Source organism: Pseudomonas sp. BSw22131, from assembly GCF_026810445.1.
Classification (GTDB): domain Bacteria; phylum Pseudomonadota; class Gammaproteobacteria; order Pseudomonadales; family Pseudomonadaceae; genus Aquipseudomonas; species Aquipseudomonas huanghezhanensis.
Window position 1 is genome coordinate 2,866,217 of the sequence record NZ_CP113949.1, and the last position, 23,063, is coordinate 2,889,279.

Genomic DNA, 23,063 nt, shown 5'->3' on the forward strand with positions numbered 1-23,063 from the left:
TACTCATCAGCGCGATAGGATCTGGAGAACGTTAGCGTCACCATCGGTTTAGAACCCGGCTCCGGGTTCCCCGCGGCGGATACTGTCTGTTGCTGACTGTGTCGTCTGTCTGCTATCGCACATAGGGAAAATATAGGCTCGACATTTCAACTCCGTACCCTCCAGTCAGTCCTTGGGTTTAGTCGTTAAAGTGCTGGATGCTGCTGGAGGTATGAGCCATTGCAAGTGCCCCCGCTGACCGCCGTGTTCCAGCGAATCAGATCCAGGCAGCGCGAGGCGATCAGGCCATCATTGACGGCCAGGTCCGTGGACACGCGGACTTCTTCTGCCACGGCGCGCACGCCCTTGACGCTTTTGACTGCGTGTTTGGCGGCGATTTTCTCGGCGTAGGTCCCTACATGGCCGGAAAGCACCACCACGCCATCCTCGATGCTCACACCGATTGCGGCGGCGTCGATGTGCGGAAGAAATTCCAGCTCATCGAGACTTTGTCTGCGTAATGTCAGGTCGCTCATGATCATTGCTCTTGGTGGCGGGCGAAGGCGCAGCCAGGTGACTTACGCCGAGATTGGGTCATTGAGCGCTTGCTGGAGAATCAAATATTGAGGTTTGTCAGTGACAGACGCTTAAAGGCTGCGGCTGTTTGATTTTCCCGGCGAATGGGCCGCAGGTGCGCGAGAGGTCGGCGCGTCGGTGCGCCAGTACCGCTGCATTTCGATGAACAGGAATGAGGCGGTCCAGGTGATCAGCACCAAGCCTGTCAGCGCCTCCAGTCCGGTCAGGTACTTGAGGGGGCCGGTAGGACTGATGTCGCCGAAGCCCAGAGTGGTGAACGTTGTGAATGAGAAATAAACCGCATCCATGAAGCTGCCGTCGAAGTTGCCAGTCAGCTTCCCGAGCGACTGCGAACGGTTCATCAAGTAATAGCCCAGCGCAAATATCCAGACCTCAATGGCGTGGGCGATCAGAGCGCCCAGGACCCCGAAGACCATACGAAACCTGTGCCACAGATTGAGTCTGGGCATGAGCAAATTCAGGCGCAGCAGGCATTCGTAATGAACGATGACCGCCGTGGTGATGATCAGGATATTGATGAACGTGACAGCGATCATAAAAGGCCCCAAAGATATTACTGTGCATTGACCGATATTTGCCCGGTTTGATAAATGTCAGGACGGTGAGCCCCACGGCACGCCAACTTATGATCTACATCAGGTTCGCGCCGCCGTGAATGCTCACACTGTGTGCAGGGCATGTAGCCCGCGCCGTGGGACACAGGATCACGAGCAACCGCTTGCTGATCTGCGCGTGCAACGATTATCGAGGTCTCTGTGACCGACTCACCGTGCCTGTTATTGATTGCATCCTCCCTTCAGGAGCGCACCCCTGCTTTCGAAAGGGCGATTGCACTCGCGAAAGCGAGCGGTGTGGGACTGCGTATCGTTGTCGTCGATTACGTCAATACGCTGGAGGTCATGGGCTACTTTAACCCTGACGCGCTGTCGACCCTGCGCGAGGAGTATCTGCATGATCATCGTCGGTGGCTCGAGTCGCAAATCGAAAAGGAGCGTGGTGGGGGCCTCGATGTCAGCATGCAGCTGATGTGGTTGGGTGATGTCTATCACGATGTGCATGACTATGTCCGAGCCATAGCCCCCATCATGGTCATCAAGGACATCCATCATGAGCCTTCGCTCAAGCGCCTGTTTTCGAGGCCGCTGGATTGGCACTTGCTGAGACAGTGCCTGTGCCCGATCCAGTTCGTCACCAGCACCTCCCAGCGGTTGCCGCGCAAGATCCTGGCTGCGGTCAATCTCTACCGCTCCAACGATGCCGAGTTGTGGTTGAACGACACCCTGCTTGACGCAGCGTCTCGCCTGGCGGCGCAATGCCTGGCGATACTGCACGTGGTCTACGTGTATGACTGGGCGGCGATATACGCAGCCGGCGCGAACACCTTTGGCGCTCAGCCGGTCGAGAACGGGTTTCAGGAAGCGTTGAGTGATGCCCACGAAGAAGCATTTGCGCTGTTGTGCGCGCATCACGGCATTGCGGGCAACTCTTGCCACTTTTTGAACGGCAGCCCGCGAACGACCCTTGAAACCTTCGCCCGGCAACATGATTTCGATCTGTTGGTGATGGGGACTCAGCCGGTACACGGCCTGGAAAAGATTATGGGCGACACAGCCGAAAACCTGCTGACGCATGCGCCTTGCAGTGTGCTGGTGGTCAAGGCCGGCACACTCAGGATAGCCGGGTGATTCAGAGTATTTTCGGCCCGTGGCCGCAGCCGCTGACCAGTGCCCGCAAGCGGTTGAGTTCGAGGATTTCTACCGCACGGCCGGAAATTCTGACGATGCCTTGATCGCGCAGATTGGCGATGGCGCGGCAGATGGTTTCCAGCCGCAAACCCAGGTAGGAGCCTATGTCTTCGCGGGTCATGCGCAGCACGAACGCGGTGTGCGAATAGCCTCGGGTCGCCATGCGGCCTGAAAGATTGAGCAAGAACGCCGCCATGCGTTCTTCGGCGTTGAGGTTGCCCATCAGCAGCAACATCTCGTGGTCGCGGACAATCTCTTTGCTCAGCACGCGGTGCAGGTTGTGCTGCAGCGAGGGAAGCTCCCGGGACAACCGCTCCAGTTGAGTGAAATGAATCGGGCACACCTCGCTGTCTTCCAGCGCAACGGCATCACACACATGGCGGGCGTCGCTGATCGCATCGCAACCCAGCAATTCCCCTGACATCTGGAACCCGGTGAGCTGGTCACGGCCGTCCTGGGAAGAAATCGTGGTTTTGAAAAAACCGAATCGCACCCCATAAAGCGATCGCAACGGATCGCCAGCGTGATAGAGCGCAGTGCCTTTCTTGATTTTTATCCGTTGAGGGATGATCGCTGCTAAACGATCGCTGTCGGTGACGCTCATTCCTATTGAAAGACACAGCTCACTAACGCTGCAGTTGGAGCACTCTGCCTTGAGGAACAAGCCGGGAACGGCGGCCAAATGGGCGGTCATGTACATCTCCTTGTTCAATCGAGCATAGGCGCGCGGGGAGGGCAGTGATACCACCCATTTCAAATGTGGATGAGCGGGGCTGGATGGGCGAAAGGGTCCGCCAAACGGGGGTTAAGTTCACGCGATTGGGTGTACTCAATCAAAAATGGACGTAAGCAGTAGTGGTGGTTCAAGGCTTTTTGATCCAGATCAATACCGCTTACGCCCGGGCGATCAGACTAACCGCCGGTGCCCCGCGTTGACCGCGGCCAGGCTCATACAGATCGAGTGCCGTCCACGGAGTGTTCCATGAACGATCAATCGCGGCCTGTTTTGCTGGTGCTGAACGCCGGCTCATCAAGCATCAAGTTTTCCCTCTACGACGCCGCCCCGCAGGCTGAGCCGAGGTTGCGCTGTGTCGGCACCGGCAGCTTTGAAGTGCGCAAGGACATCGAGCGGCTGATCTACCGGCACACGGGCAGCCAGACGCAAATGCATGAAGACTGGCCGCGCAACGACGCGTCACCCGACGGCGGTACGTTATTCAATGTGATGGACTGGATCGAGCGCCACACCGATGGACAGATTTGCGCAGCCGCCCATCGAATCGTCCATGGCGGCAACCGCAGTGAAGTGGCAGCGCCCATCGAACCAGCATTGATGGCCGAGATGCAGGCGCTTGTGCCTGTCGCGCCGCTGCATCAACCGCTGTGTCTGGCACCGATCTCGTATCTGGCCCGCGAACACCGCGACATCCTGCAATTCGCCTGCTTCGACACTGCGTTTCATCACAGCCTGGACCCCTTGGAAACGCGCTTCGGCCTGCCTCGGGCAATGACCGACGAGGGCCTGCGCCGCTATGGTTTTCACGGGTTGTCCTACGAATACATCGCCAGCGTGTTGCCGCAATACGATCAGCGAGCGGCACATGGACGAACCATCGTCGCGCACTTGGGCAACGGCGCGAGTCTGTGCGCGATGCACAACCGGGTCAGCCGCGCCACGACCATGGGCTTTACCACTCTGGATGGTTTGCTGATGGGCACGCGCCCCGGTCGCCTGGACCCTGGCCTGTTGCTGTATCTGCTGCGCGAACGCGGCATGAGCGTGCAGGCGCTGCAAGACCTGTTGTACCACCAGTGCGGCCTGCTGGGTGTGTCCGGCGGCATCGCCAGCGACATGCGCGAACTGTCTGCCAGCCGGGCGCCTGAGGCCGCCGAGGCCATCGCGTTGTTCGTGCGCAGCGTGGTGCGCGAGATCGGCAGCCTGGCGGCGGTATTAGGCGGCGTCGATGCATTGGTGTTTACCGGTGGCATCGGCGAGCACGCGGTCGAGGTGCGCAGCGCCATTCTTGAGGGCTGCGCCTGGCTGGGCGTCGAGCACGATGCGTCGGTGAAAAGCGAGCAAGCCGGTTGCCTGTCGTTGCCTGGCAGCCGCGTTTCGGCCTGGACCATCGCTACCGACGAGAACGCGGTCATCGCACGCCATGCGCTCGGTTTGCTGCACCGCAGCCTCTGAATCGATACACCCCTTCAAACCTGCGAGTCGCAAGGCTTGTGCATTGCACCCTCTGGAGTCGCCATGTATCGCTTCAACTCAACGCTTTCCAGCGTCGAACACACCGACCTTGCCCCGGCTATTTCCTCTGACGCGCCGCCGATCGAAAGCGGTCCGTTAGACGCGGACCTGCTGTCGCGATTGCACCGTTACTGGAACGCCGCCAATTACCTGTGCGTCGGCCAGATCTATCTCAAGGCCAACGCACTGCTGCGCGAGCCCTTGCTGGCTGAGCACATCAAGCCCCGACTGCTGGGGCATTGGGGCACTTCGGTCGGACAGAACTTTATCTACGTGCACCTGAACCGGCTGATCAGTGAGCGCCGCGTCGAGACACTTTTTATCTCCGGCCCTGGCCACGGCGGCCCGACGATGAACGCCTGCGCCTGGCTCGAAGGCACCTACAGCGAGGTTCACCCGCACATCACCGCTGACGAGGCGGGCATGCTGGCGTTTTTTCGCAGCTTCTCCACTCCCGGTGGCGTGCCCAGCCACTGCGGCCCGCACACGCCCAATTCGCTGCACGAAGGCGGGGAGTTGGGTTACTCACTGATGCACGCCTTTGGCGCGGTCTTTGACAACCCTGCGTTATTGGTAGCGTGCGTGATCGGCGACGGCGAAGCAGAAACCTGCCCCCTGGAAGGCAGTTGGAAAAGCGTGCATTTTCTCGACCCGCGCCGTGACGGCGCGGTGCTCCCGATCCTGCACCTCAACGGCTACAAAATATCCGGGCCGACGGTTGAAGCGCGCTTGCCGGACGAAGCTTTGATCGAGCTGTACCGGGGACGGGGCTACCTGCCGATCATCGTCGCCGGCGATGACCTGCCGGGCATGCATCAGCGCTTTGCCGCAGCGCTCAACACCTGCCACGACGCGATCACGGACATCCAGTCCCACGCCAGAGAAATGGGCGGTCGGGCGCGGGCGCGTTGGCCGATGATCATCCTGCGCAGCCCCAAAGGCTGGACCGGCCCGAAAGTGGTGGACGGTTTGCCGGTGGAGGGTACGTTTCGGGCGCATCAGGTGCCGCTGGCCAATGTCATCAACAACCCCGAGCACCTCCAGCAACTGGAAACCTGGATGCGCAGCTATGCGCCACAGACGCTGTTCGATGATCTGGGGCAGTTGTTGCCTGAGCTTCAGGCGTTGACGCCTCCATCTGCCCTGCGCATGGGTGCTGTGCCCAGCGTGAACGGCGGTCGTGTTCTGGTAGCGCTGGACCTGCCCGATTTCGCCGATTACGGCCTGCAAGTGGACGGCCCCGGACAGGTCATCGCCGAAGCACCGCGCAAGCTGGGCGAGTACCTGCGCGATGTGATGCGTAACAATGCGCATAACTTCCGGGTATTCGGCCCGGACGAAACCAACTCCAACCGGCTGAACGCCGTGTTCGACGCCAGCAATCGAACCGCTCCCGGACCGTGCCTGAACATTGACGATCACCTGGCGCCTGACGGTCGGGTGATGGAAGTGCTGAGCGAGCACCTGTGCGAGGGTTGGCTGGAAGGCTATCTGCTCACCGGTCGGCACGGCATGTGGTCGACCTATGAAGCGTTCGCGCAGGTGGTCGATTCGATGGTCACTCAGCACGCCAAGTGGCTGCAGCAGAGCCGCGAGTTTGCCTGGCGCCGTCCGTTGGCCTCGCTCAACATCCTCATCAGCAGCCATGCCTGGCGCAATGATCACAACGGCTTCAGTCATCAGTCCACCGGGTTTGTCGACAACGTGCTGCAACGAAGGTCCGACGTGGTCCGGGTGTATTACCCGCCGGACTCCAACTGCCTGGTCAACGTGTTCGATCACTGCCTGCGCAGCCGCAACTACGTGAACGTTGTGACCTGCGGCAAGCAGCCGGATTTCCAGTGGCTGGATTTCGACGCGGCGCTCAAGCACTGCTCGCAAGGCGCCGGCATCTGGTCGTTCGCCGGCAGCGGTGAGGACGAACAGCCGGATGTGGTGCTGGCCTGCGCCGGAGACGTGCCCACCACCGAAGCCGTCGCGGCGGCCTGGCTGTTGCAAAAGCATGTGCCGGGCATCCGCGTGCGGCTGGTCAATGTCGTGGACCTGGGGATTTTGAGCGCCCCGCAAGTGCGGCCCCACGGCATGGATCATGTGTCGTTCGAGGCATTGTTCACCCGCGAAGCACCGGTGATGTTCGCCTTTCACGGCTCGACCTGGGTGATCCACTCCATGGTTCACGGGCGCGCCAACGAGGCGCGTTTTCACGTCCGTGGCTTCAGCGATCGCGGCACCACCACCACGCCGTTCGACATGGTGGTGCTCAACGGCATGAGCCGTTACCACCTGGCCATCGATGCACTCAGTCATGTGCCTCGGCTGCGCGAGCACAGCCTGGACGCGGTGCATTTTTTCGAGAGCCAGTTGCGCAAGCACCACACCTGGATTCGCGAGCATTTCGAGGATCTGCCGGAGATTCGGAACTGGCACTGGACCGCGGACTTCAGCGAACCCGAAGGGCCACCGCCGATGGCGCTGGGGCATGTGCGAGCGCAGACCTTCACGGATGCCTGATGGCCTGTGTCTGGTTCTGGCTCCCCACTCGAGAATAGAAAAAGGTCATCCCATGAACAGACTGAAGATCGCCGCAAGCCCGAGCGCGCAGGGCAGCTTTACAACGAGCCGTGAGGTCGTGGGGTTTGGCGCGACCGACCTCACTGACGTGGCGGCGGTGGTGCTCACAGCACAAGACTGGCGTGAGGGCAGGGTGGACGACATCAGCCGGTCCGGGTTCGATATTCCGGTTTTTTTCGCCGTGACCGAACACGATGAACTGACTCGGGAAGCCATTCGCGACATCGAAAAAGTGCTGTTGCAGATCAGCGGGGTGTTCGATCTGGGCACCGATAACGCCGATTTTTATGGGCACAAGCTGGAGAGGGCGGCAACGCAGTATGAAGAAGCCTTGCTGCCGCCGTTTTTCGGTGCGCTCAAGCACTACGTCGAACGCGGTAATTCCACCTTTGCCTGCCCCGGTCATCAAGGCGGTCAGTTTTTTCGCAAGCATCCGGCAGGCCGACAATTTTTCGATTTTTTCGGCGAAACATTGTTCCGCGCTGATCGCTGCAATGCCGATGTTGAAATGGGCGACCTTCTCATCCACGAAGGCGCACCGCTAGAAGCGCAGAAGCGCGCGGCGAAGGTCTACAACGCTGACAAGACGTACTTCGTCCTGAACGGAACATCGACCTCTAACAAAGTTGTCACTCAGGCACTGCTCACACCCGGTGATGTGGTGCTGTTTGACCGTAACAACCATAAGTCCATCCACCAGGGCGCGCTGTTTCAAGCCGGGGCCACGCCGCTTTATCTGGAGACGGCGCGTAACCCTTACGGGCTGATCGGCGGCATCGACTCGCACTGTTTTGAAGAGGCGTACTTGCGTGAGCAACTGCGCATCGTGGCGGCTGCCAAAGCCGATGATGCGCGGCCATTTCGTCTGGCAATCATCCAGCTCGGCACTTACGACGGCACCGTCTACAACGCCCGGCAGATCGTCGACCGCATTGGTCATCTGTGTGACTACATCCTGTTTGACTCGGCCTGGCTGGGGTACGAACAGTTCATCCCGATGATGCGCGACTGCTCGCCTTTGCTACTGGAATTGGGTGCTGATGATCCGGGGATTTTCGTCACTCAATCGATTCACAAACAACAGGCGGGATTTTCCCAGGCTTCGCAGATTCACAAGAAAGACCGTCACATCAAGGGGCAGGCGCGCTACTGCAATCATTTGCGCCTGAACAATTCGTTTATGGCGCAGGCATCGACCAGCCCGTTTTATCCGCTTTTCGCGTGCCTGGATGTCAACGCTCGCATGCACAGTGGCCGCAGTGGCCATCGGCTGTGGGATGAGTGCGTGCGAGCGGGTATCGAGGCGCGCAAGCTGATGATGGACAACTGCACGCTGGTCAGGCCCTTCGTGCCGCCCACCATCGATGGTCGCTATTGGCAGGATTACCCCACCGACGAGATCGCCAGTGATCTGCGGTTCTTCCGCTATCACCCCGACGAGCGCTGGCATGCGTTTGAAGGCTACGGCGAGAATCAATACTTCATCGATCCCTGCAAACTGCTGTTCACCACGCCTGGCATTGACGCAGAAACCGGGCAGTACATGGACTTCGGCATCCACGCCGGCGTGCTGGCGACCTTCCTGCGCCAGTACGAGATTGTCCCGGAGAAGAACGACCTCAATACCATTCTGTTTCTGCTCACGCCTGCTGAGGGCAAAGCGAAACTGGAGCATCTGGTGGCCCAGATAGGACGCTTCGAACGGTTCATCAAAGAGGATGCGCCGCTGGCAATTGTGCTGCCCGGGCTCTATGCCAATCACGAGGTGCGCTACCGCGATTACAGCATTCGCCAACTGTGCCAGGAGATGCACTCGCTCTACGCACGTCATGACGTGAAGCAATTGCAGAAAGACATGTTCCGCAAGAAAGGCATGCCGGCAGTCGCTATGGATCCGCGAGAAGCCAACCTGGAGTTCGTGCGTGGCCACGTGGAGCTGATTGCCCTGGAGGACGCCCGCGGGCGCATGGCGGCTGAAGGTGCGTTGCCTTATCCGCCCGGCGTGCTGTGTGTGGTCCCCGGTGAAATCTGGGACGGCGCGGTGCTGCAATATTTCCTGGCGCTGCAGGATGCGATCAACCAATTCCCCGGGTTCAACCCTGAACTGCAAGGTGTGTATCTGCGCACCGAGACCGATGGCCGCATCCGTGCTTATGGCCATGTGATCACGCAGTCAGTCTGATCCGAGCCCTATGTCATCAATATCCATTCAACACAAAGGGACAGACCATGAAAAACAAGATGCGGGCGGCCGTTGTTGAAGCATTCGGCAAACCCTTGGTGCTGCGCGAATACGACATTCCCACGCCGGGACCCGGGCAGATTCTGGTCAAGACCGAAGCATGCGGTGTATGCCACACCGATTTGCATGCGGCGCGGGGCGACTGGCCTTTGAAGCCGACACCGCCCTTTATTCCAGGGCATGAAGGGATCGGCATTGTGGTAGCACTGGGCGCTGGCGTGACCAGCGTGCGCGAGGGCGAGCGCGTCGGTGTGCCGTGGCTGTATTCGGCGTGTGGTCATTGCGAGTACTGCCTCAGTGCCTGGGAAACGGTCTGTGCCAGCGCTCAATTTGGTGGCTACACCCAAAATGGCGGGTTTGCCGAATACATCCTCGCGGACCCCAATTATGTCGCCCACATCCCGGCAGGCCTTGATCCGCTTGAAGCGGCGCCGATCATTTGCGCCGGCATTACAACGTACAAGGGTGTCAAAGAGGCCGATGTCAGGCCGGGGCAGTGGATTGTGATTTCGGGTATAGGCGGGCTGGGCCACTTGGCGGTGCAGTATGCCAAGGCCATGGGGCTGCGAGTTTGTGCGGTGGATATTGATGACCGAAAACTGGCCCATGCGAGCAAACTCGGCGCCGATGCGGTGGTGAACGCGAGAGAGGGGGATCCGGTTGAGGCTGTAAAACAGGTCACCGAGGGCGGCGCCCACGGGGTGTTGATTACTGCGCCCTCCCTGAGTGCTTTCAAGCAAGGCGTGGGCATGACCCGAAAACTCGGCACCTGCGTGCTGGTCGGTTTACCACCTGGAGAGTTTCCATTGCCTCTGTTCGACGTGGTTGCCAATTGCATAACGGTTCGCGGGTCGTTTGTCGGCAATCGTCAGGACATGGCCGAGGCATTAGCCTTTGCGGCGCAGGGCAAGGTCAAGGCCGACATTGAGGTGCGGGCGTTGTCGGAAATAAACCAAATTTTCGAGCAGCTTGAGCAGGGTGAAGTTCATTCGCGTGTGGTGATAGATCTCAGAAAAGCCTAGGCGGATTTTTTGTTCACGGGGTGCTGCTGTCCGCTGTTGCGCTGACCGGCCCCGTCTTGCTCATCTGCGGCACTGATGACGGGTTCTGGCCTTCGACCCATTACATCGCGCGCATCACCCCGTGATCTGGACTAACCAGCCCTCTCTCATTTCCGGTACGACCTCGATCAAGCGCTGGGTGTAGTCATTAGTGGGTGACTGCAGAATCTGCCGGGTCTTGCCGTATTCCACCGGCCGCCCATGGCCCAACACCAGAATGTGGTCAGCCAACTGGGCGACCACCGCCAGATCGTGGCTGATGGAGACGCCGCGACTCCAGCCTCGCGGATCACCCCGGCGATGGCCTTAAGAATCCCCAGTTGCGTGATGACGTCCAGCGTGGTCGTTGGCTCATCGAACACAATCAGATCAGGCGCGCTGCACAACGCCATGGCAATCATCGCGCGTTGCAACTGACCGCCGCAAACCTGGCGGGCGGCCAAACAACGACGCATTGTTCGTTCCTTGTAGCTGTGGGGGGAGGCGTCGCATGTGGCAGAATCAACTGCGTGTGGATGCGTGCAGCACTACGAGAAGAGGTTAGTCATGGCAAAGCAAAGATTCGCGCCCATCCTGGTTTTTGATGTGAATGAGACCCTACTCGATATCACCACCCTTGACCCTTTTTTTGAACGTGTCTTTGGAGATCGAGCCATTTTACGCGAGTGGTTCGCCCAACTGATTCTGTACTCGCAAACGATGACCTTATGTGGCCGTTACGTTCCATTTGGCGAACTGGCCGTTGGCACTCTGCGCATGCTCGGTTCTATCTATCAAGTCACGATCAACGTTAGCGATATCGATGAATTGAAGGCACGAATGAACACTATGCCCGCGCACCCGGATGTACTGCCGGCACTCAACCTCTTAAAAGATGCTGGTTTCCGGCTGGTGACATTGAGTAATTCCGGGAGCGGGGCATCGCCTTCGGCACTTGAGGGTGCCGGGTTGTCGAAGTTCTTTGAGCGCCGCTTCAGTGTCGAGGCAGTGAGGAAATTCAAGCCCGCCCCAGAGACTTATCAGATGGTTGCCAGAGACTTGAATGTAGAAATGTCAGACTTGCTACTGGTCGCTTGCCATCTTTGGGATACTGCTGGTGCCCAGGCTGCTGGTTGTCTTGGCGCGCTGCTGACCCGGCCGCACAATGCACTTTTACCCGTCATTGAAGTCCCTGAACCAGACCTGGTCGCTGTAGATTTAACAGGGCTGACCAAAAAAATCATAGAGCGCTGGGTGGGACTCTGAGGTATGCGTCCGGCCAAGTCATCTCCCCAAGGCCGCTCCGCCGGAGCATGAACGGGCATGATCCGTATGCGTACAGACCATCAACGCCGCCATCCAGGGAAGGAGCATTACTTGAATGTAATCAGCCTCAGAGATTTGACTACACGGCACGTCATGGAGATATGGGCTCTGGCAAAACAGCCTCCCAAATCCGTGAAAGGCACCGTGGGTTGGTCATTCGAAGGGAATGGTATTCGCACCCGCACCACGTTCATACAAGCTTTTGGACAGCTGGGTTTGCAATTCATAGAGCTTCCGAATCTTCTCAAGTCGAAGGAGCGTGCAGAAGATCTAGCGGGCTACCTTGATCATTTTTATTCTATTTATGTCATCAGGGAGTCGAACCACGAAAAGCTCAGGGCATTTGCTTCGGCGAGTCGAAGACCCGTCATAAATGCCATGTCGGCTCAGGGGCATCCCTGCGAGGTTCTTTCCGATGCCTTCTACATCCACTCTAAATTTGGTGAGATCCGTAAGGCAAAAATAGGTCTGTGGGGCCCAACTACAAATGTGCTGCGCTCATGGCACGAGCTGGCGGAAGTGCTAGGAATAACGATCGTGCATTTCTGTAGCCAAGACCTTCATCATTCAAATCCTCATATTGCGTTTTCCGACGCTGCAAATCGGCAAGTGGATATCTTGATAACCGATTCGTGGCCAGCCGACTTCACTGATACGGAGTGGTCGCTCACAAAAGAACATCTGACAACGCTAGGCAACCCGATCCTGTTACCAACACCGCCTTTTTTTATCGGTGAAGAGGTTGGATTTGATCCTGTCGACTACGGCGGTTTCGCTGGATACGAACAGAAGGCAGCACTGCTTCAGGTTCAGCGCGCAATCATGGAATACGTTATGGGTGCATGACTTACCTAGGCGCTGACCGGCTGAATGCTGGAAAGTGAACCTGAAAGATAGGAAAGCATGCATACCCATTACCTAAGGCGTATTCGTCTGGCGAAGTCATCTAGCAGGTAAATTTGTAGACGTCCGACGTGAGTATCCTGACACCGGGGGCACTGCCTGAACCACAGGGGAGCGGGAATCCTCTGGCACGACCCTTTCGACTGCCGCAGCCTTAAAGGTTTGGATCCCTTGAAGTCACTTTTGACATAACATGGCACAAAGTTTAGCTTTCCCAATTCTCCCCCGGAACGCAGGAGCGATGAATGCCTTTATGGACAAGGATCCCCAGTTGGCTCGATATCGAGGCTTATGCCGAACGCATATTTAGTAAGCGCGGCCTAGCGGAACGCAGAACGGGCATGAATCCTCTCAGCCCACCCAGCTCCATAAATGTACCTAGTATCGATCTGATTTATCGCCGGGTCAGATGTGTCCGCCGAGCTTGTGATTTGGGCGAAAAAGAGGCCGCCAACAGCATCCTGAAGCGCTTTTCTGACCTTGATATTCGAAGCATCCTTGATGAGATGATTAGCGCAGTGGTCGACATGGCCATGATCATTATCGGCAGTGCGTTAACTGGCGCTACGATAGGTGGAGGGATCGGATTACTTGCAGGCGGCATCGGCGCGTTCCCAGGCGCAACGGCAGGAGCACTGGTCGGAGTGCAAGCGGGAACGTGGATTCTTGGAGTACTGGGGCTGGCCTCGATTGCTGAATTCTTCACAGAAGGCCTTAAGCCGATAGCTACGGGCTACATTCGTGGGGTTTCCACCGCTTGGAACGGCCCTCGAGAGCGAACCGGTAATCCGTTGAGTTCCTTTTCCGATGACAGCATGGCAGCACAACAAGGTGCGTGGGATATTGCACGCTCCCATGAGGCCGTAGTGATTCTCCTGCTAAGCGCTATCGTTGCTTATCTGACGCGAGGCCGTGGAAACGCAAGGGTGCTCGCAACCGAAATGCGAGGCAGCGAGCGAGGTGCAAAGCTTGGCCAGTGGATGCTCAAGCACGAAGAAGCATTGAAAAAACATCCTGACCTACAAGCGGCAGAGCCTCGCAGAGGCGCACTTGGGCCGCAGGAATCACCACCGAACAGCCCATCTGGAAAAGACAAAGAGCCGCCCAAGGGCAAGCCAAATACTATGCCGCGCCATGACGTCGAATGCTTCAAGGCAGACAAGATGCCGGCCTCTAAAGTCGGAGAGTTCGAGCGGCAATTGAAGGGGCAGGAGGACGGGCTGAATCGGCTGACGGTTGATGAGTATTTAGAGAATATCGCCAATCCGATTAAGCGTAGCCAAACGGCCGCTAGGCAAGCCCGAATAGATCTACGAGACACGTTGCAAGAGCGTTTGCAAAAGGAATATTTGAAAACCATGAGTGCCAAGACTGCAAGAGCAGAGAGTGTGAAAAAAGCCACGGAAACGATGTCAAACCTTGCAGGACTGCACAACCCCGATCTGAGTGCTGGTGGCAAGGATATCATCGGCGATTTCGGTGATCGACAAGTGAACTCCAGTATTGGCCCTCAGTGGAGGCCAAAAATTGCAAATTTGAAAAAGGCCGCGGAGAGAGTGCCAGCAACTTTACGCGGTGACACCTATCTCAATGTCAAGCTTCATAAATGTTAAGGGAAAAAGCAATGGATGAGATATTTTCCATTTTTTTAGAAACGTTTGGTGGCCCGGTTGATCGCCAGGAAGTACCAGCGTCAAGTATCGAGCGCTATAGAGGCAAGCTACCCAATCAGTTGTTGGAATACTGGGCCGAACACGGCTGGTGCGGATACGGTGATGGGATTTTTTGGATCGTGAACCCGCAGGAATACGAGGGAGTGGTGGCTTCCTGGATTGAGGGAACGGAACTTGGAAAACGCGACACTTACCACCTGATTGCACGTGGAGCGTTTGGCGATCTCTATTTGTGGGGCGAGAAAACGGGATTTTCACTAAAGATAACCAGCGTCTTTTCTCGTTGCGTGATCCATGATTTTGAAATTACAGCCGAGGAAATGGACAGAGAGCTACAAGGTTTTCTGTTATCCAGAAATGTGGACTCCAACGATGTAGAAGACTTGTTCAAACCGGCAAGAAGACAGCTTGGTACACTACGCCATGATGAAATGTATGGTTTTGTTCCAGCGTTGATGCTTGGCGGATCGGCATCTCTTGATCATGTTGAGAAACTAAAAGCAGTGGAACATCTAATCCTGCTGTCCCAGCTTGCAGAGCTTGAGCCATATAGCTTTTAAGGCATGCATGCATGCATACCGCCTGGAGTATCTAATCCAGTTGCCACTTATGCGGCAGCAACTGATCGATTTCACTCGCCCGCTGCGTCGGCAGGCGCGTGAGGACATCTTTTAGATACGCGTACGGATCAGGGCCATTCAGCCGCGCAGACTGGATCAAACTCATAATCGCCGCCGCCCGTTTGCCGCTGCGCAACGATCCTGCAAAGAGCCAGTTCTTGCGTCCAAGTGCCCACGGCCGGATCTGGTTCTCCGCCCAATTATTGTCAATGGGTACGGCCCTGTCATCGAGGTAGCGCGACAGCGCTGCCCAACGTTTCAGGCTGTAATCGAGGGCTCTGCTGATACCAGTCACAACCCGATCAACACTGAACCCGGCCTCTACTAGACCTTGCTGTAGATACATGCCTGTTTTAGGTTCGTCTTCTGCTACCAAGAGTTTCATGCTTGGGCTCCGGTTGTGCGGCGTTCAAGTGTGCTACCAAATTGGCCGCTATGCGCAAGCTGACGCAAATGTAATCGGCTCGAAGCCTACGGATAGCTTCCTTCAAACCGGTCGAGATGGGGTAAACCCAGTGAAAGCAGCGAGCAAGCAGCTTACAGAAATGTAATCGGCAATCTGACTCTTTGCGCTTAACCTACGTTGTAATCGGTGCGCAAGCGCGACTGGCGGCCCAGGCCAAGAGCACCTAAAGCAGCCGCATACTAACCTTGATGAGGTTCATGGAATGTTCAAACGAAAATTATCGCTGGCTGTGGCGTTGCTGATTTGTGGTGCAGCTCAGGCAGCAGCGCCGCTCACTATTGATGTACACCGCGACGCGAACTGCGGGTGTTGCAAAGAGTGGGTCAAACACCTTGAGTCGAGTGGATTCAAAGTGGTCGACCATGTAGAAAGCAATATGAGCGCTATCAAGCAGAACCTGGGTGTTCCACAGGAACTCGCCTCATGCCATACCGCTGTCATTGACGGGAAATTCGTGGAAGGCCATGTCCCAGCCGAAGAAATCAAGAAACTGAGCGGTCGCGCCGATCTCGTAGGGATCGCAGTACCGGGCATGCCAGCAGGATCCCCAGGCATGGAATACGGGCAGAACCATCAGCCGTATAAAGTCTTGGGGGTCGCCAAGGAAGGTGCCCAGGAAGTAGTCGCAGAATACCCGATCAGCCGATAGTTGTTGCCCAGACCTGAGCGCCTACTAGGGCCGCTCAGGTCTGATTCCAATCATCCTTGAGCCATCTCGATTGAGGGACTCAACGTTCCAAGCCACGCCACCAAGCACACAATGACAACAGCAAAGGTCGATTCGAGCGCCACACTTTTTCTCAAAGCAGTCACCGCTAGCGAATAATCACCCGTCTGTTCAGATCGCTCAAGGGCAGGACTGAGGTAGAAACGATTAAGGGTAGCAAGTCCGATCATGCCAGCGAACAACACGATTTTCACGAGTAGAAGAACGCCATAGGCGCCTGATAAGACATTGGCCACTGTCGGCCCAACGATGAAGAGATAATTCGCGACGCCAGTAACTATGACCGTGCCAACGATCAGTGCGCCTGCTTTTTCGAATCCGCTGAGCGCTCGTGACAGCACTCGGACGAGTAGCTCTGGATCAGATTCTTTTACCCTCAACATCAAACCGAACGCAGCAAGGGCTCCAATCCACCCGCCAGCGGCCAGTAGATGCAGGATATCAGCCGTAAAGTGCCAGAACCGCTTATCACCCTCATCCATGGCCCCATGACCTGTCCACGCGAGCGTCGCCACGGCGATGCTGCCTGCCAAGGTAGCAACCCATAGACTCTCTGTTGGCCATCGCTTGCTCTGGCTTGCCACACCAATGACAACGGCCAGCCAGATCATGCGCGTCACCCAGCTAAAGCCAATCTCTGTCTCGTACAGCATCATTTCGAGGTGAGGCCGCAGCTCGGCCCAGTCGGACGCGCCGCTCATATTGCTTGTCATAACCACGAAAGCTGCTATGGACAAAAGCATGCCTAAAGCAGCGGTGCCAGAAAGTAGCCATCCAAAATGCAGCACTACCCCGGACACGCGCTCTTTCCCCCGAAAGCTGTACAGTCCAAAGGACGCGAGGCCAAACAGGAGCATCAGATCCAGATAAAGCGCGAGGCGCAGCGCCACATTCAATGCGTCGCCCATGCTTATTTCACTTTGAAAGTAACGCTGCCTGTAATCGGATGGGTGTCGGAGGAAACCGCTCGCCATTCGACTTTGTAGGTGCCAGCGGTGAGGGGGGCAGCTGGAGTTAGGATCATTGTTTTTGGATCGTTACTCCCTGCGACGCTGGCCTTCATGGGCATAGGGGCGTGTGCCATGCCAGGCATTTCCGTCATGACCAACTTGGCCCCGGAAAACTGGGTAACCAGGTTTTCGGAAAAATGCAGTTCTATCTTCGCAGGAGCTGGGCCGCTCTCGCCTTCAGCCGGAGTCGAAGACAGCAGCTTAGGGTGAGCCTGGGCAACTGCGCTGAGCAGAAGGCTGGAAGAAAGAGCGACGGCCACAACACAGGATTTAAATACAGACATGCAAGGCTCCTCACAGCGCAAAGCTGTTGTAATGAGGTTAGATAATTATTTGGTGCTGCTAACTTTGATTTAGAACCACACTCGGACGCCAAGCACCAGGCGTGCTTCGTTAATGTCTTCGCCTTCGTCGCGGGCGTAATCAGCGGTCTTTCCATAAGCCCGATTCCAGGTTACACCTACGTAAGGTGCGAATTCTGGGCGAATTTCGTACCGAAGACGCAAACCGACCTCACTCTCGGACAGCCCTGAACCAACGCCCCGCTGGGGATCGTTTTTGCCATAGAAATTGAATTCCGCCGTCGGTTGCAAAATGAGCTTATTGGTCAGGAGGATGTCGTAATCCCCTTCCAGCCGAGCTGCGGTCTGGCCACCTTCACCCAGATAAGCAGTGGCCTGGGCTTCGAAATTGTAGAGCGCCAAGCCCTGGATACCGAAAGCCGCCCACGTTTGAGTGTCGCCTGGTTTGAAGTCTTGACGAACCCCGCCGACCAGATCCCACCAAGGGCTGATGGAGTGTCCCCAAAGAGCTTGAACCTCAGCTTCTTCGGTCTTTCCGTTGGTGCGCTCGCCTTCGGAGCGCAGCCATAGACGATCAACATCTCCACCTATCCAACCTTGGGCTTCCCAGTTCAGCGCGCCCCCATCGTCAGCATCCTGCCATTCCAGCTTCTCAAATATAAAAAATGAGTTGAGGGCAGTGTCGTGGACTTCGTGACCACCAGGAGCCTTATAGACTGCGGCTCTATCCGCGTCGGTTAGAGCCGGTATCGGTGTCCGGCTCTGGGTCTGCTGCTTGGGAGGCTGCATACCCTGCATCTGGCTATGATCCATACCCTGCATGTTACTGTGATCCATGCCCGGCATCTGGCCATGATCCATTGTCTGCATCTGCCCGTCTTCCGTGCCCTGGCCCGGTTCGGCGGCTACAGGCAAGATAACACCAGCGGTTAGAGCAACCGTAAATACAGCTGAGTGCATCCGAGTCCCGCAAAAGAAATTGCTCATAGTAGGCTCCTTATTCCTCAACACGCACTTCGCGGAACATGCCCATTTCCATGTGGTACAGGAGATGGCAGTGGTAGGCCCAGCGTCCCAGCGCATCGGCGGTTACTCGGTAGCTGCGCTTTGATCCTGGCGGCATATCGATGGTGTGTTTTCGGACAAGGAATTGCCCGTTTTCATCCTCTAGGTCGCTCCACATACCATGCAAGTGAATGGGATGCGTCATCATCGTGTCGTTGACGAGAACGATGCGGACTCGCTCGCCATATTTCAGTTTTAGAGGCTCGGCGTCCGAAAACTTCACGCCGTTGAAAGACCAGGAAAACTTCTCCATATGACCGGTTAAGTGCAATTCGATGGTACGACTTGGCTCACGGCCATCTGGATCTTCAAACGTGCTTTTTAGATCAGAGTACGTCAGTACCTTTCGGCCATTTTCGCGAAGGCCCATACCGGGATCATCAAGCTTTGGCGACGTCGACATGGCCTGCATATCGACGAGAGGGTTGTTGGACTCTGAGGCCGGGTGCTGCTGCATTTCTCCCATGCCCCCCATAGACGATTTGCTGTGATCCATTCCAGCCATGCTGTCCATACCGGACATGTCTTGGGTAGCGCCATGATTCATGCCTTTCATGTCGCCGCCGTCCATCCCGGACATACCCTGCATAGAGCTGTCACCAGCACCGGCCATCTTGCTGTGATCCATTCCAGCCATATCGCCCATACCAGACATTGAGCCGTGATCCATCCCGGCCATGCCCATGTCGGCCATGGTGACGAGAGGACGAGGGTCAAGTTTAGGTACTGGGGCAACCAGACCAGGCCGGACGGCCAAGGTGCCTCTGGCGTACCCTGTCCGATCCATCGACTGCGCAAACAGCGTGTAGGCGTCCTGAGTCGGTTCGACGATCACGTCGAAGGTCTCAGCTGTGGCGATCCTGAACTCATCCACAACCACAGGCTTCACATACAGGCCATCGGCGGCTACAACGGTCATCTTCAAGCCCGGAATACGGACATCAAAGTAGGACATGGCCGAACCATTGATGAACCTCAACCTAAGCTTTTCACCAGGTTTAAAAGTGCCTGTCCAGTTGGAGTCCGGGGCGTGGCCGTTCATTAGGTAGGTGTATGTCGCGCCACTGACGTCTGCAATGTCAGTAGGGTTCATCTTCATCTCTGCCCACATCTTGCGATCAGCGACGGTAGCTGACCAACCTTTGTCCGCTACGTCCTTAATGAAGTCACCGACTGTTCGCTTATGGTTGTTGTAGTAGTCCGCCTGTTTCTTAAGCGTTTTCATCAGTGCAGCGGGATCTTCATCCGTCCAGTCAGTGAGCATCACCACGTGGTCACGGTCATACTCAAAAGGTTCGGGCTCTTTTGCCTCGATGACTAACGGGCCGTACACGCCTACCTGTTCCTGGAAGCCGGAGTGACTGTGATACCAGTACGTTCCGTTCTGCTTGACCTTGAACTGGTAAACGTAGGTGCCATTAGGCTCAATCCCATGGAAACTGAGGCCCGGCACACCGTCCATATTTGCTGGAAGAATAATCCCGTGCCAATGAATGGAAGTCATGTCCTTAAGGCGGTTCTTGACCCGCAAGGTCACGGTATCTCCTTCACGCCAGCGCAGCAGAGGCCCAGGAATTCCACCATTGATCGTTATGGCCGTGCGGGGATTTCCGGTGATATTTACCGGTGTTTCTCCAATAAAAAGGTCGAACTCTGTCCCAGATAAGACATTAGTCCCGCCCGAAGTAGTCGCTGCCCATACAGGGGTGTGCCAGAGGCCTAAACCACCGAGAATTCCGCCTGCGGTAAGACCTTTCACGAAGATGCGCCGAGAAGTTTTGGAGTGCATACCGATTCATGTCCTGTCAGTCAGGTGCACGCACTGCGGTGTATTCCCGAGGGTTTGCCCTTTGGATACCTGGTGCGCTTGATACATCGAAGATGCCATAAGACAACAAACAGCGTGATTACATTTCCGTAAGCTGGGCGACTTAGCAGTGATGCTTCTGCTTTTCAGCCGTGGGCTTTTCCTGTGCGACATCTTCTTGCGCTTCAGAGGCTGATTTGCGGTTCTCCAACGCAGCCAAACGAGCTTTTTCCATGCGCTCATAGGTGCGATCAGCGCCGCCTTCGGCAAAGGCCAGTGACGACATAGCCAAACTGAGTGCAATAACCACAACGTTGATAGCTTTCATGATGCATCTCCTCAAAGGAACTGACTCTCGATGAATCTGGAGAGCTTGAGCGTCGGCTCGATGAGGATGATGAGGGGAGGCATGGACTTGGCCGGACGCATACTTTCAGGCAGAGTGGTAGATGAGATATGGCGGAATTATGCCGTATCTCCGCTGAGGCTCGTCTGCGTTACAGGACTATTCAATCTCTCGCCTATATTGATGAAATACCTGCGTTGACCCCTGAGAGATGTGAGGCCTGTCCTGTCGTGGTGGCGCTCGATAGCGATAGCCAGAAAATACTTGGCTTTGCGGCAATTTCCACAGTGATTAAAAGTTCGTTTCGGTCAGCTGCGCGCTCACGTGAACCTGTTTTGTGGGGAATTGCACTCGATATCATTCTTACTATGAAAAAAATCTTGTGTTTCGGTGCCTCGATCGGATGTGTCGGGAGCGTTCAAGTGTCATTGATGTGCGTCGTAAGTTTATGCATAGAGGCCAGCGCATTAATGGGTGGGCAGGTCTTCGGATACGGGTTCAATTGGGAAATTGTGATCGCAGTTTGCTATGCGATGGCGATGGTGTTGCTGTTATCGCTGCTCAGCCCCAAGAAAATATCTCGTGTAGGATGAGTCTTAACACACCTAAATCCGAGACTGCGCTGCCGCATATTTTTAAATGCACACGTGTCGTCCTCCGCACACCGATACAAGGATTCATTTGATGAAGGCTTTTCAGATTGGCAACCAGCAAGGCTTGGGTTCGCTGACCGCAACCACACGGCCAGAGCCTGTGGCGGGGCCAGGAGAGGCAATCGTTGCTCCTCGCTTAATTAGTCTCATAAGTCGGGATGTACAAATCCTCCGTGGGGTCTACGGTGCCAAGCAGGCAACTGATCGTATTCCTATGTCAGAAGGCGTGGGAGAGGTTATTGCGGTAGGCGAGGGTGTTAGTGAAGTCAAACCAGGCGATCGGGTCATCTGCGGCCACTTCCCAAGTTGGTTGGATGGTGAGTTTCGTACCAGCGTTTTTGCCCACGACGTCGGTGTAACTCATGACGGCTGGCTTGCCGAAAAGGTTGTATTGCCCGCCAAAGCACTGATCTGCGTGCCTGACGCCTTGGCCGACAAAGAGGTTGCAGCACTGGCATCCGCTGACCTTACAGCCTGGAATGCTCTATTCGAGGTGTGCAAGGTCAAACCTGGTGATCTTGTCCTTTGCCTGGGTACTGGCGGGGTTGCTTTGGCTGCGTTGAAGTTAGCCAAGCTTCATGGCGCGAGAGTGGCCATTACTTCGTCGTCTGATAATAAGCTGGAAATCGCACGTGAGCTTGGCGCGGACATCACAATTAACTACAACCAATATCCTGACTGGGCAGCGCAAGTCATGGCGCTGACTGATAATGCTGGCGCCGACGTCATCATTGAAACGGGTGGTCAGGACACGTTGGGGCAGTCCATTGCAGCCAGCGCTGTGAATGGTCGTATTGCAGTGATCGGTGTGACACCGGGGCAGCATTCTCCGATTCCTGACTACCTATCGCTTATCATCAAAAACGTAACAATTCGGGGTATAGCCAACGGCAATCGTAAGATGTTCATCGACCTCGTCCGCGCAATAGATGCGAACCGGATCGAGACTGTGATCGCTAAGACGTTCAAGTTTGATGATGCGCCTGATGCCTTTGCCTACTTCGCTGCTGCCAACCATGTTGGGAAGGTATTGATCGAGTTCGATTGATTTTAGCTTCGCGAGCGTTTCAGCGAGACTGGAAAAGCTCGCGACAGCATTGATCAACGACTCCCGCATCAATGGATTCAAGCCTGACTTAAGCACTGTGAGCTGGACGGACGCTTAGCCCGATTTTAGCCTGAAGACGTTAATTGCAGCGCTAACGATTACGCAGGCGCTTCTGGATCTACTGGAACCGAAGCGGGGATTTGCCACGAAGGTTTTTTGCCATCCTGGCTGTCGAAAACCCGACGCGCCTTTCGGAAGTCCTCGACATTTTCGACTACCCAAGTCCAGATAGGGGACATACGTATCAACAGTCCCATGCCCAGCGGCGTCAGCTCGTACTCAACACGGGGCGAAACTTCATCGAACTCCTGCCGAATCACTAGACCATCCCGCTCCAGGGCGCGTAGCGTCTTGGTCAACATTCGCTGAGTCACACCAGCCATCTGCCTTCTTATCTCGGCGTGGCGCATTTTTCCGTACACACCTAAGGCGTGCAGGATACCCAATGACCAGCGGCTACCTGCGTGGGCGAGGACTTCCCGCCTGACCCCGTCATCATCTTCTCTAAGCGTTTGGCAGATAGCTTCTGCCTGGCCAAGCGTTTCATGATCGGTCATTTCTACCTCTGGTATCACACATGTGCCTTCTTACGAGCGCTGCTGAATCGTGTAAGCATTCGCGCATCTTACAGG

Annotated in this window: 23 protein-coding genes and 1 pseudogene; 12 read left to right on the plus strand and 12 right to left on the minus strand. The window is 56.2% G+C overall.

Going from position 1 to position 23,063, the window contains the following annotated elements; genetic code table 11:
* Positions 1-185: 185 nt before the first annotated feature.
* Together OYW20_RS12700 and OYW20_RS12705 are read right to left on the minus strand one after the other, a co-directional pair.
* Complete coding sequence (locus OYW20_RS12700; RefSeq protein WP_268801010.1) at positions 186-515, minus strand: BON domain-containing protein; 330 nt, start codon at positions 513-515, stop codon at positions 186-188.
* A gap of 111 nt (positions 516-626) precedes the next feature.
* A complete protein-coding gene (locus tag OYW20_RS12705) occupies positions 627-1,112 on the minus strand; it encodes a potassium channel family protein (protein ID WP_268801011.1) in 486 nt (161 codons plus the stop codon).
* A gap of 219 nt (positions 1,113-1,331) precedes the next feature.
* Between OYW20_RS12705 and OYW20_RS12710 the strand changes: the two genes are divergently transcribed.
* Positions 1,332-2,261 (plus strand): universal stress protein, encoded by a 930-nt coding sequence (locus tag OYW20_RS12710; RefSeq protein ID WP_268801012.1) that lies wholly within the window; start codon positions 1,332-1,334, stop codon positions 2,259-2,261.
* Between the two features lies 1 nt (position 2,262).
* On the opposite strand, the gene OYW20_RS12715 is transcribed toward OYW20_RS12710, so the two are convergent.
* Positions 2,263-3,015 (minus strand): helix-turn-helix domain-containing protein, encoded by a 753-nt coding sequence (locus tag OYW20_RS12715; protein WP_268801013.1) that lies wholly within the window; start codon positions 3,013-3,015, stop codon positions 2,263-2,265.
* A gap of 288 nt (positions 3,016-3,303) precedes the next feature.
* On the opposite strand from OYW20_RS12715, the gene OYW20_RS12720 reads away from it, so the two are divergent.
* From OYW20_RS12720 to adhP, 4 genes are all read left to right on the plus strand, one after another.
* Positions 3,304-4,512 carry an acetate/propionate family kinase gene (locus OYW20_RS12720; protein ID WP_268801014.1) on the plus strand — a complete coding sequence of 403 codons (1,209 nt, stop codon included), beginning with the start codon at positions 3,304-3,306 and terminating at the stop codon, positions 4,510-4,512.
* Positions 4,513-4,575: 63 nt separating this feature from the next.
* Complete coding sequence (locus OYW20_RS12725; protein WP_268796354.1) at positions 4,576-7,083, plus strand: phosphoketolase family protein; 2,508 nt, start codon at positions 4,576-4,578, stop codon at positions 7,081-7,083.
* 52 nt (positions 7,084-7,135) lie between these two features.
* Complete coding sequence (locus tag OYW20_RS12730; RefSeq protein ID WP_268796355.1) at positions 7,136-9,325, plus strand: ornithine decarboxylase; 2,190 nt, start codon at positions 7,136-7,138, stop codon at positions 9,323-9,325.
* Between the two features lie 47 nt (positions 9,326-9,372).
* A complete protein-coding gene (adhP, locus tag OYW20_RS12735; protein ID WP_268796356.1) occupies positions 9,373-10,407 on the plus strand; it encodes an alcohol dehydrogenase AdhP in 1,035 nt (344 codons plus the stop codon).
* Positions 10,408-10,521: 114 nt separating this feature from the next.
* On the opposite strand, the gene OYW20_RS26280 is transcribed toward adhP, so the two are convergent.
* Together OYW20_RS26280 and OYW20_RS12740 are read right to left on the minus strand one after the other, a co-directional pair.
* Entirely contained in the window at positions 10,522-10,614 is a 93-nt protein-coding gene (locus OYW20_RS26280) for a hypothetical protein (RefSeq protein WP_408005515.1), read from the minus strand.
* Positions 10,575-10,901 carry an ATP-binding cassette domain-containing protein gene (locus OYW20_RS12740; RefSeq protein WP_268796357.1) on the minus strand — a complete coding sequence of 109 codons (327 nt, stop codon included), beginning with the start codon at positions 10,899-10,901 and terminating at the stop codon, positions 10,575-10,577. Before OYW20_RS12740 ends, OYW20_RS26280 begins: the two co-directional genes overlap by 40 nt.
* A 91-nt stretch (positions 10,902-10,992) precedes the next feature.
* Here OYW20_RS12740 and OYW20_RS12745 point away from each other — a divergent pair, with 91 nt between their 5' ends.
* The 4 genes from OYW20_RS12745 to OYW20_RS12760 all read left to right on the plus strand — a co-directional run bounded on the left by OYW20_RS12745 (position 10,993) and on the right by OYW20_RS12760 (position 14,887).
* Positions 10,993-11,691: a haloacid dehalogenase type II gene (locus OYW20_RS12745; protein ID WP_268796358.1), complete on the plus strand. Its 699-nt coding sequence runs from the start codon at positions 10,993-10,995 to the stop codon at positions 11,689-11,691.
* A 111-nt stretch (positions 11,692-11,802) separates the two neighbouring features.
* Complete coding sequence (locus OYW20_RS12750; RefSeq protein WP_268796359.1) at positions 11,803-12,597, plus strand: hypothetical protein; 795 nt, start codon at positions 11,803-11,805, stop codon at positions 12,595-12,597.
* 302 nt (positions 12,598-12,899) lie between these two features.
* Positions 12,900-14,267: a DUF6861 domain-containing protein gene (locus OYW20_RS12755; RefSeq protein ID WP_268796360.1), complete on the plus strand. Its 1,368-nt coding sequence runs from the start codon at positions 12,900-12,902 to the stop codon at positions 14,265-14,267.
* An 11-nt stretch (positions 14,268-14,278) separates the two neighbouring features.
* Positions 14,279-14,887, plus strand: coding sequence for a GAD-like domain-containing protein (locus tag OYW20_RS12760; protein WP_268796361.1), 609 nt, complete (start codon positions 14,279-14,281; stop codon positions 14,885-14,887).
* Positions 14,888-14,918: 31 nt separating this feature from the next.
* On the opposite strand, the pseudogene OYW20_RS12765 reads toward OYW20_RS12760, so the two are convergent.
* A pseudogene (locus tag OYW20_RS12765) lies at positions 14,919-15,230 on the minus strand (IS66 family transposase); the annotation flags it as partial.
* Positions 15,231-15,615: 385 nt separating this feature from the next.
* Here OYW20_RS12765 and OYW20_RS12770 point away from each other — a divergent pair.
* Positions 15,616-16,062, plus strand: a complete 447-nt coding sequence (locus tag OYW20_RS12770) for a DUF411 domain-containing protein (protein WP_268796362.1) — start codon at positions 15,616-15,618, stop codon at positions 16,060-16,062.
* A 50-nt stretch (positions 16,063-16,112) separates the two neighbouring features.
* Here OYW20_RS12770 and copD read toward each other — a convergent pair whose 3' ends face one another.
* The 5 genes from copD to OYW20_RS12795 form a co-directional block, all read right to left on the minus strand.
* The gene (copD, locus tag OYW20_RS12775; RefSeq protein WP_268796363.1) at positions 16,113-17,048 is read right to left on the minus strand and encodes a copper homeostasis membrane protein CopD; all 936 of its coding nucleotides are present in this window, start codon (positions 17,046-17,048) and stop codon (positions 16,113-16,115) included.
* Between the two features lie 2 nt (positions 17,049-17,050).
* Positions 17,051-17,434, minus strand: a complete 384-nt coding sequence (gene copC, locus OYW20_RS12780; protein ID WP_268796364.1) for a copper homeostasis periplasmic binding protein CopC — start codon at positions 17,432-17,434, stop codon at positions 17,051-17,053.
* A 69-nt stretch (positions 17,435-17,503) separates the two neighbouring features.
* Positions 17,504-18,439 carry a copper resistance protein B gene (locus OYW20_RS12785; protein ID WP_268796365.1) on the minus strand — a complete coding sequence of 312 codons (936 nt, stop codon included), beginning with the start codon at positions 18,437-18,439 and terminating at the stop codon, positions 17,504-17,506.
* Positions 18,440-18,449: 10 nt separating this feature from the next.
* Entirely contained in the window at positions 18,450-20,306 is a 1,857-nt protein-coding gene (locus OYW20_RS12790) for a copper resistance system multicopper oxidase (protein ID WP_268796366.1), read from the minus strand.
* A 142-nt stretch (positions 20,307-20,448) separates the two neighbouring features.
* A complete protein-coding gene (locus OYW20_RS12795) occupies positions 20,449-20,652 on the minus strand; it encodes a co-regulatory protein PtrA N-terminal domain-containing protein (RefSeq protein ID WP_268796367.1) in 204 nt (67 codons plus the stop codon).
* Between the two features lie 128 nt (positions 20,653-20,780).
* Between OYW20_RS12795 and OYW20_RS12800 the strand changes: the two genes are divergently transcribed.
* Both OYW20_RS12800 and OYW20_RS12805 read left to right on the plus strand, forming a co-directional pair.
* Positions 20,781-21,263 carry a hypothetical protein gene (locus OYW20_RS12800; RefSeq protein ID WP_268796368.1) on the plus strand — a complete coding sequence of 161 codons (483 nt, stop codon included), beginning with the start codon at positions 20,781-20,783 and terminating at the stop codon, positions 21,261-21,263.
* Positions 21,264-21,354: 91 nt separating this feature from the next.
* Positions 21,355-22,371 (plus strand): zinc-dependent alcohol dehydrogenase family protein, encoded by a 1,017-nt coding sequence (locus OYW20_RS12805; RefSeq protein WP_268796369.1) that lies wholly within the window; start codon positions 21,355-21,357, stop codon positions 22,369-22,371.
* Between the two features lie 158 nt (positions 22,372-22,529).
* Here the strand turns inward: OYW20_RS12805 and OYW20_RS12810 are convergent, their stop codons facing one another.
* Positions 22,530-22,988 (minus strand): winged helix-turn-helix transcriptional regulator, encoded by a 459-nt coding sequence (locus OYW20_RS12810; protein ID WP_268796370.1) that lies wholly within the window; start codon positions 22,986-22,988, stop codon positions 22,530-22,532.
* Positions 22,989-23,063: the final 75 nt, after the last annotated feature.

Coding starts and splice junctions, on each gene's coding strand:
- copD (WP_268796363.1), bottom strand. CDS start 17,048: ATGGGCGACGCATTGAATGTGGCGCTGCGCCTCGCGCTTTATCTGGAT.
- OYW20_RS12770 (WP_268796362.1), top strand. CDS start 15,616: ATGTTCAAACGAAAATTATCGCTGGCTGTGGCGTTGCTGATTTGTGGT.
- OYW20_RS12760 (WP_268796361.1), top strand. CDS start 14,279: ATGGATGAGATATTTTCCATTTTTTTAGAAACGTTTGGTGGCCCGGTT.
- copC (WP_268796364.1), bottom strand. CDS start 17,434: ATGTCTGTATTTAAATCCTGTGTTGTGGCCGTCGCTCTTTCTTCCAGC.
- OYW20_RS12755 (WP_268796360.1), top strand. CDS start 12,900: ATGCCTTTATGGACAAGGATCCCCAGTTGGCTCGATATCGAGGCTTAT.
- OYW20_RS12800 (WP_268796368.1), top strand. CDS start 20,781: ATGGCGGAATTATGCCGTATCTCCGCTGAGGCTCGTCTGCGTTACAGG.
- OYW20_RS12725 (WP_268796354.1), top strand. CDS start 4,576: ATGTATCGCTTCAACTCAACGCTTTCCAGCGTCGAACACACCGACCTT.
- OYW20_RS12730 (WP_268796355.1), top strand. CDS start 7,136: ATGAACAGACTGAAGATCGCCGCAAGCCCGAGCGCGCAGGGCAGCTTT.
- OYW20_RS12705 (WP_268801011.1), bottom strand. CDS start 1,112: ATGATCGCTGTCACGTTCATCAATATCCTGATCATCACCACGGCGGTC.
- OYW20_RS12795 (WP_268796367.1), bottom strand. CDS start 20,652: ATGAAAGCTATCAACGTTGTGGTTATTGCACTCAGTTTGGCTATGTCG.
- OYW20_RS12810 (WP_268796370.1), bottom strand. CDS start 22,988: ATGACCGATCATGAAACGCTTGGCCAGGCAGAAGCTATCTGCCAAACG.
- OYW20_RS12805 (WP_268796369.1), top strand. CDS start 21,355: ATGAAGGCTTTTCAGATTGGCAACCAGCAAGGCTTGGGTTCGCTGACC.
- OYW20_RS12715 (WP_268801013.1), bottom strand. CDS start 3,015: ATGACCGCCCATTTGGCCGCCGTTCCCGGCTTGTTCCTCAAGGCAGAG.
- OYW20_RS12785 (WP_268796365.1), bottom strand. CDS start 18,439: ATGAGCAATTTCTTTTGCGGGACTCGGATGCACTCAGCTGTATTTACG.
- OYW20_RS12740 (WP_268796357.1), bottom strand. CDS start 10,901: ATGCGTCGTTGTTTGGCCGCCCGCCAGGTTTGCGGCGGTCAGTTGCAA.
- OYW20_RS12700 (WP_268801010.1), bottom strand. CDS start 515: ATGAGCGACCTGACATTACGCAGACAAAGTCTCGATGAGCTGGAATTT.
- OYW20_RS12720 (WP_268801014.1), top strand. CDS start 3,304: ATGAACGATCAATCGCGGCCTGTTTTGCTGGTGCTGAACGCCGGCTCA.
- OYW20_RS12790 (WP_268796366.1), bottom strand. CDS start 20,306: ATGCACTCCAAAACTTCTCGGCGCATCTTCGTGAAAGGTCTTACCGCA.
- OYW20_RS12745 (WP_268796358.1), top strand. CDS start 10,993: ATGGCAAAGCAAAGATTCGCGCCCATCCTGGTTTTTGATGTGAATGAG.
- adhP (WP_268796356.1), top strand. CDS start 9,373: ATGAAAAACAAGATGCGGGCGGCCGTTGTTGAAGCATTCGGCAAACCC.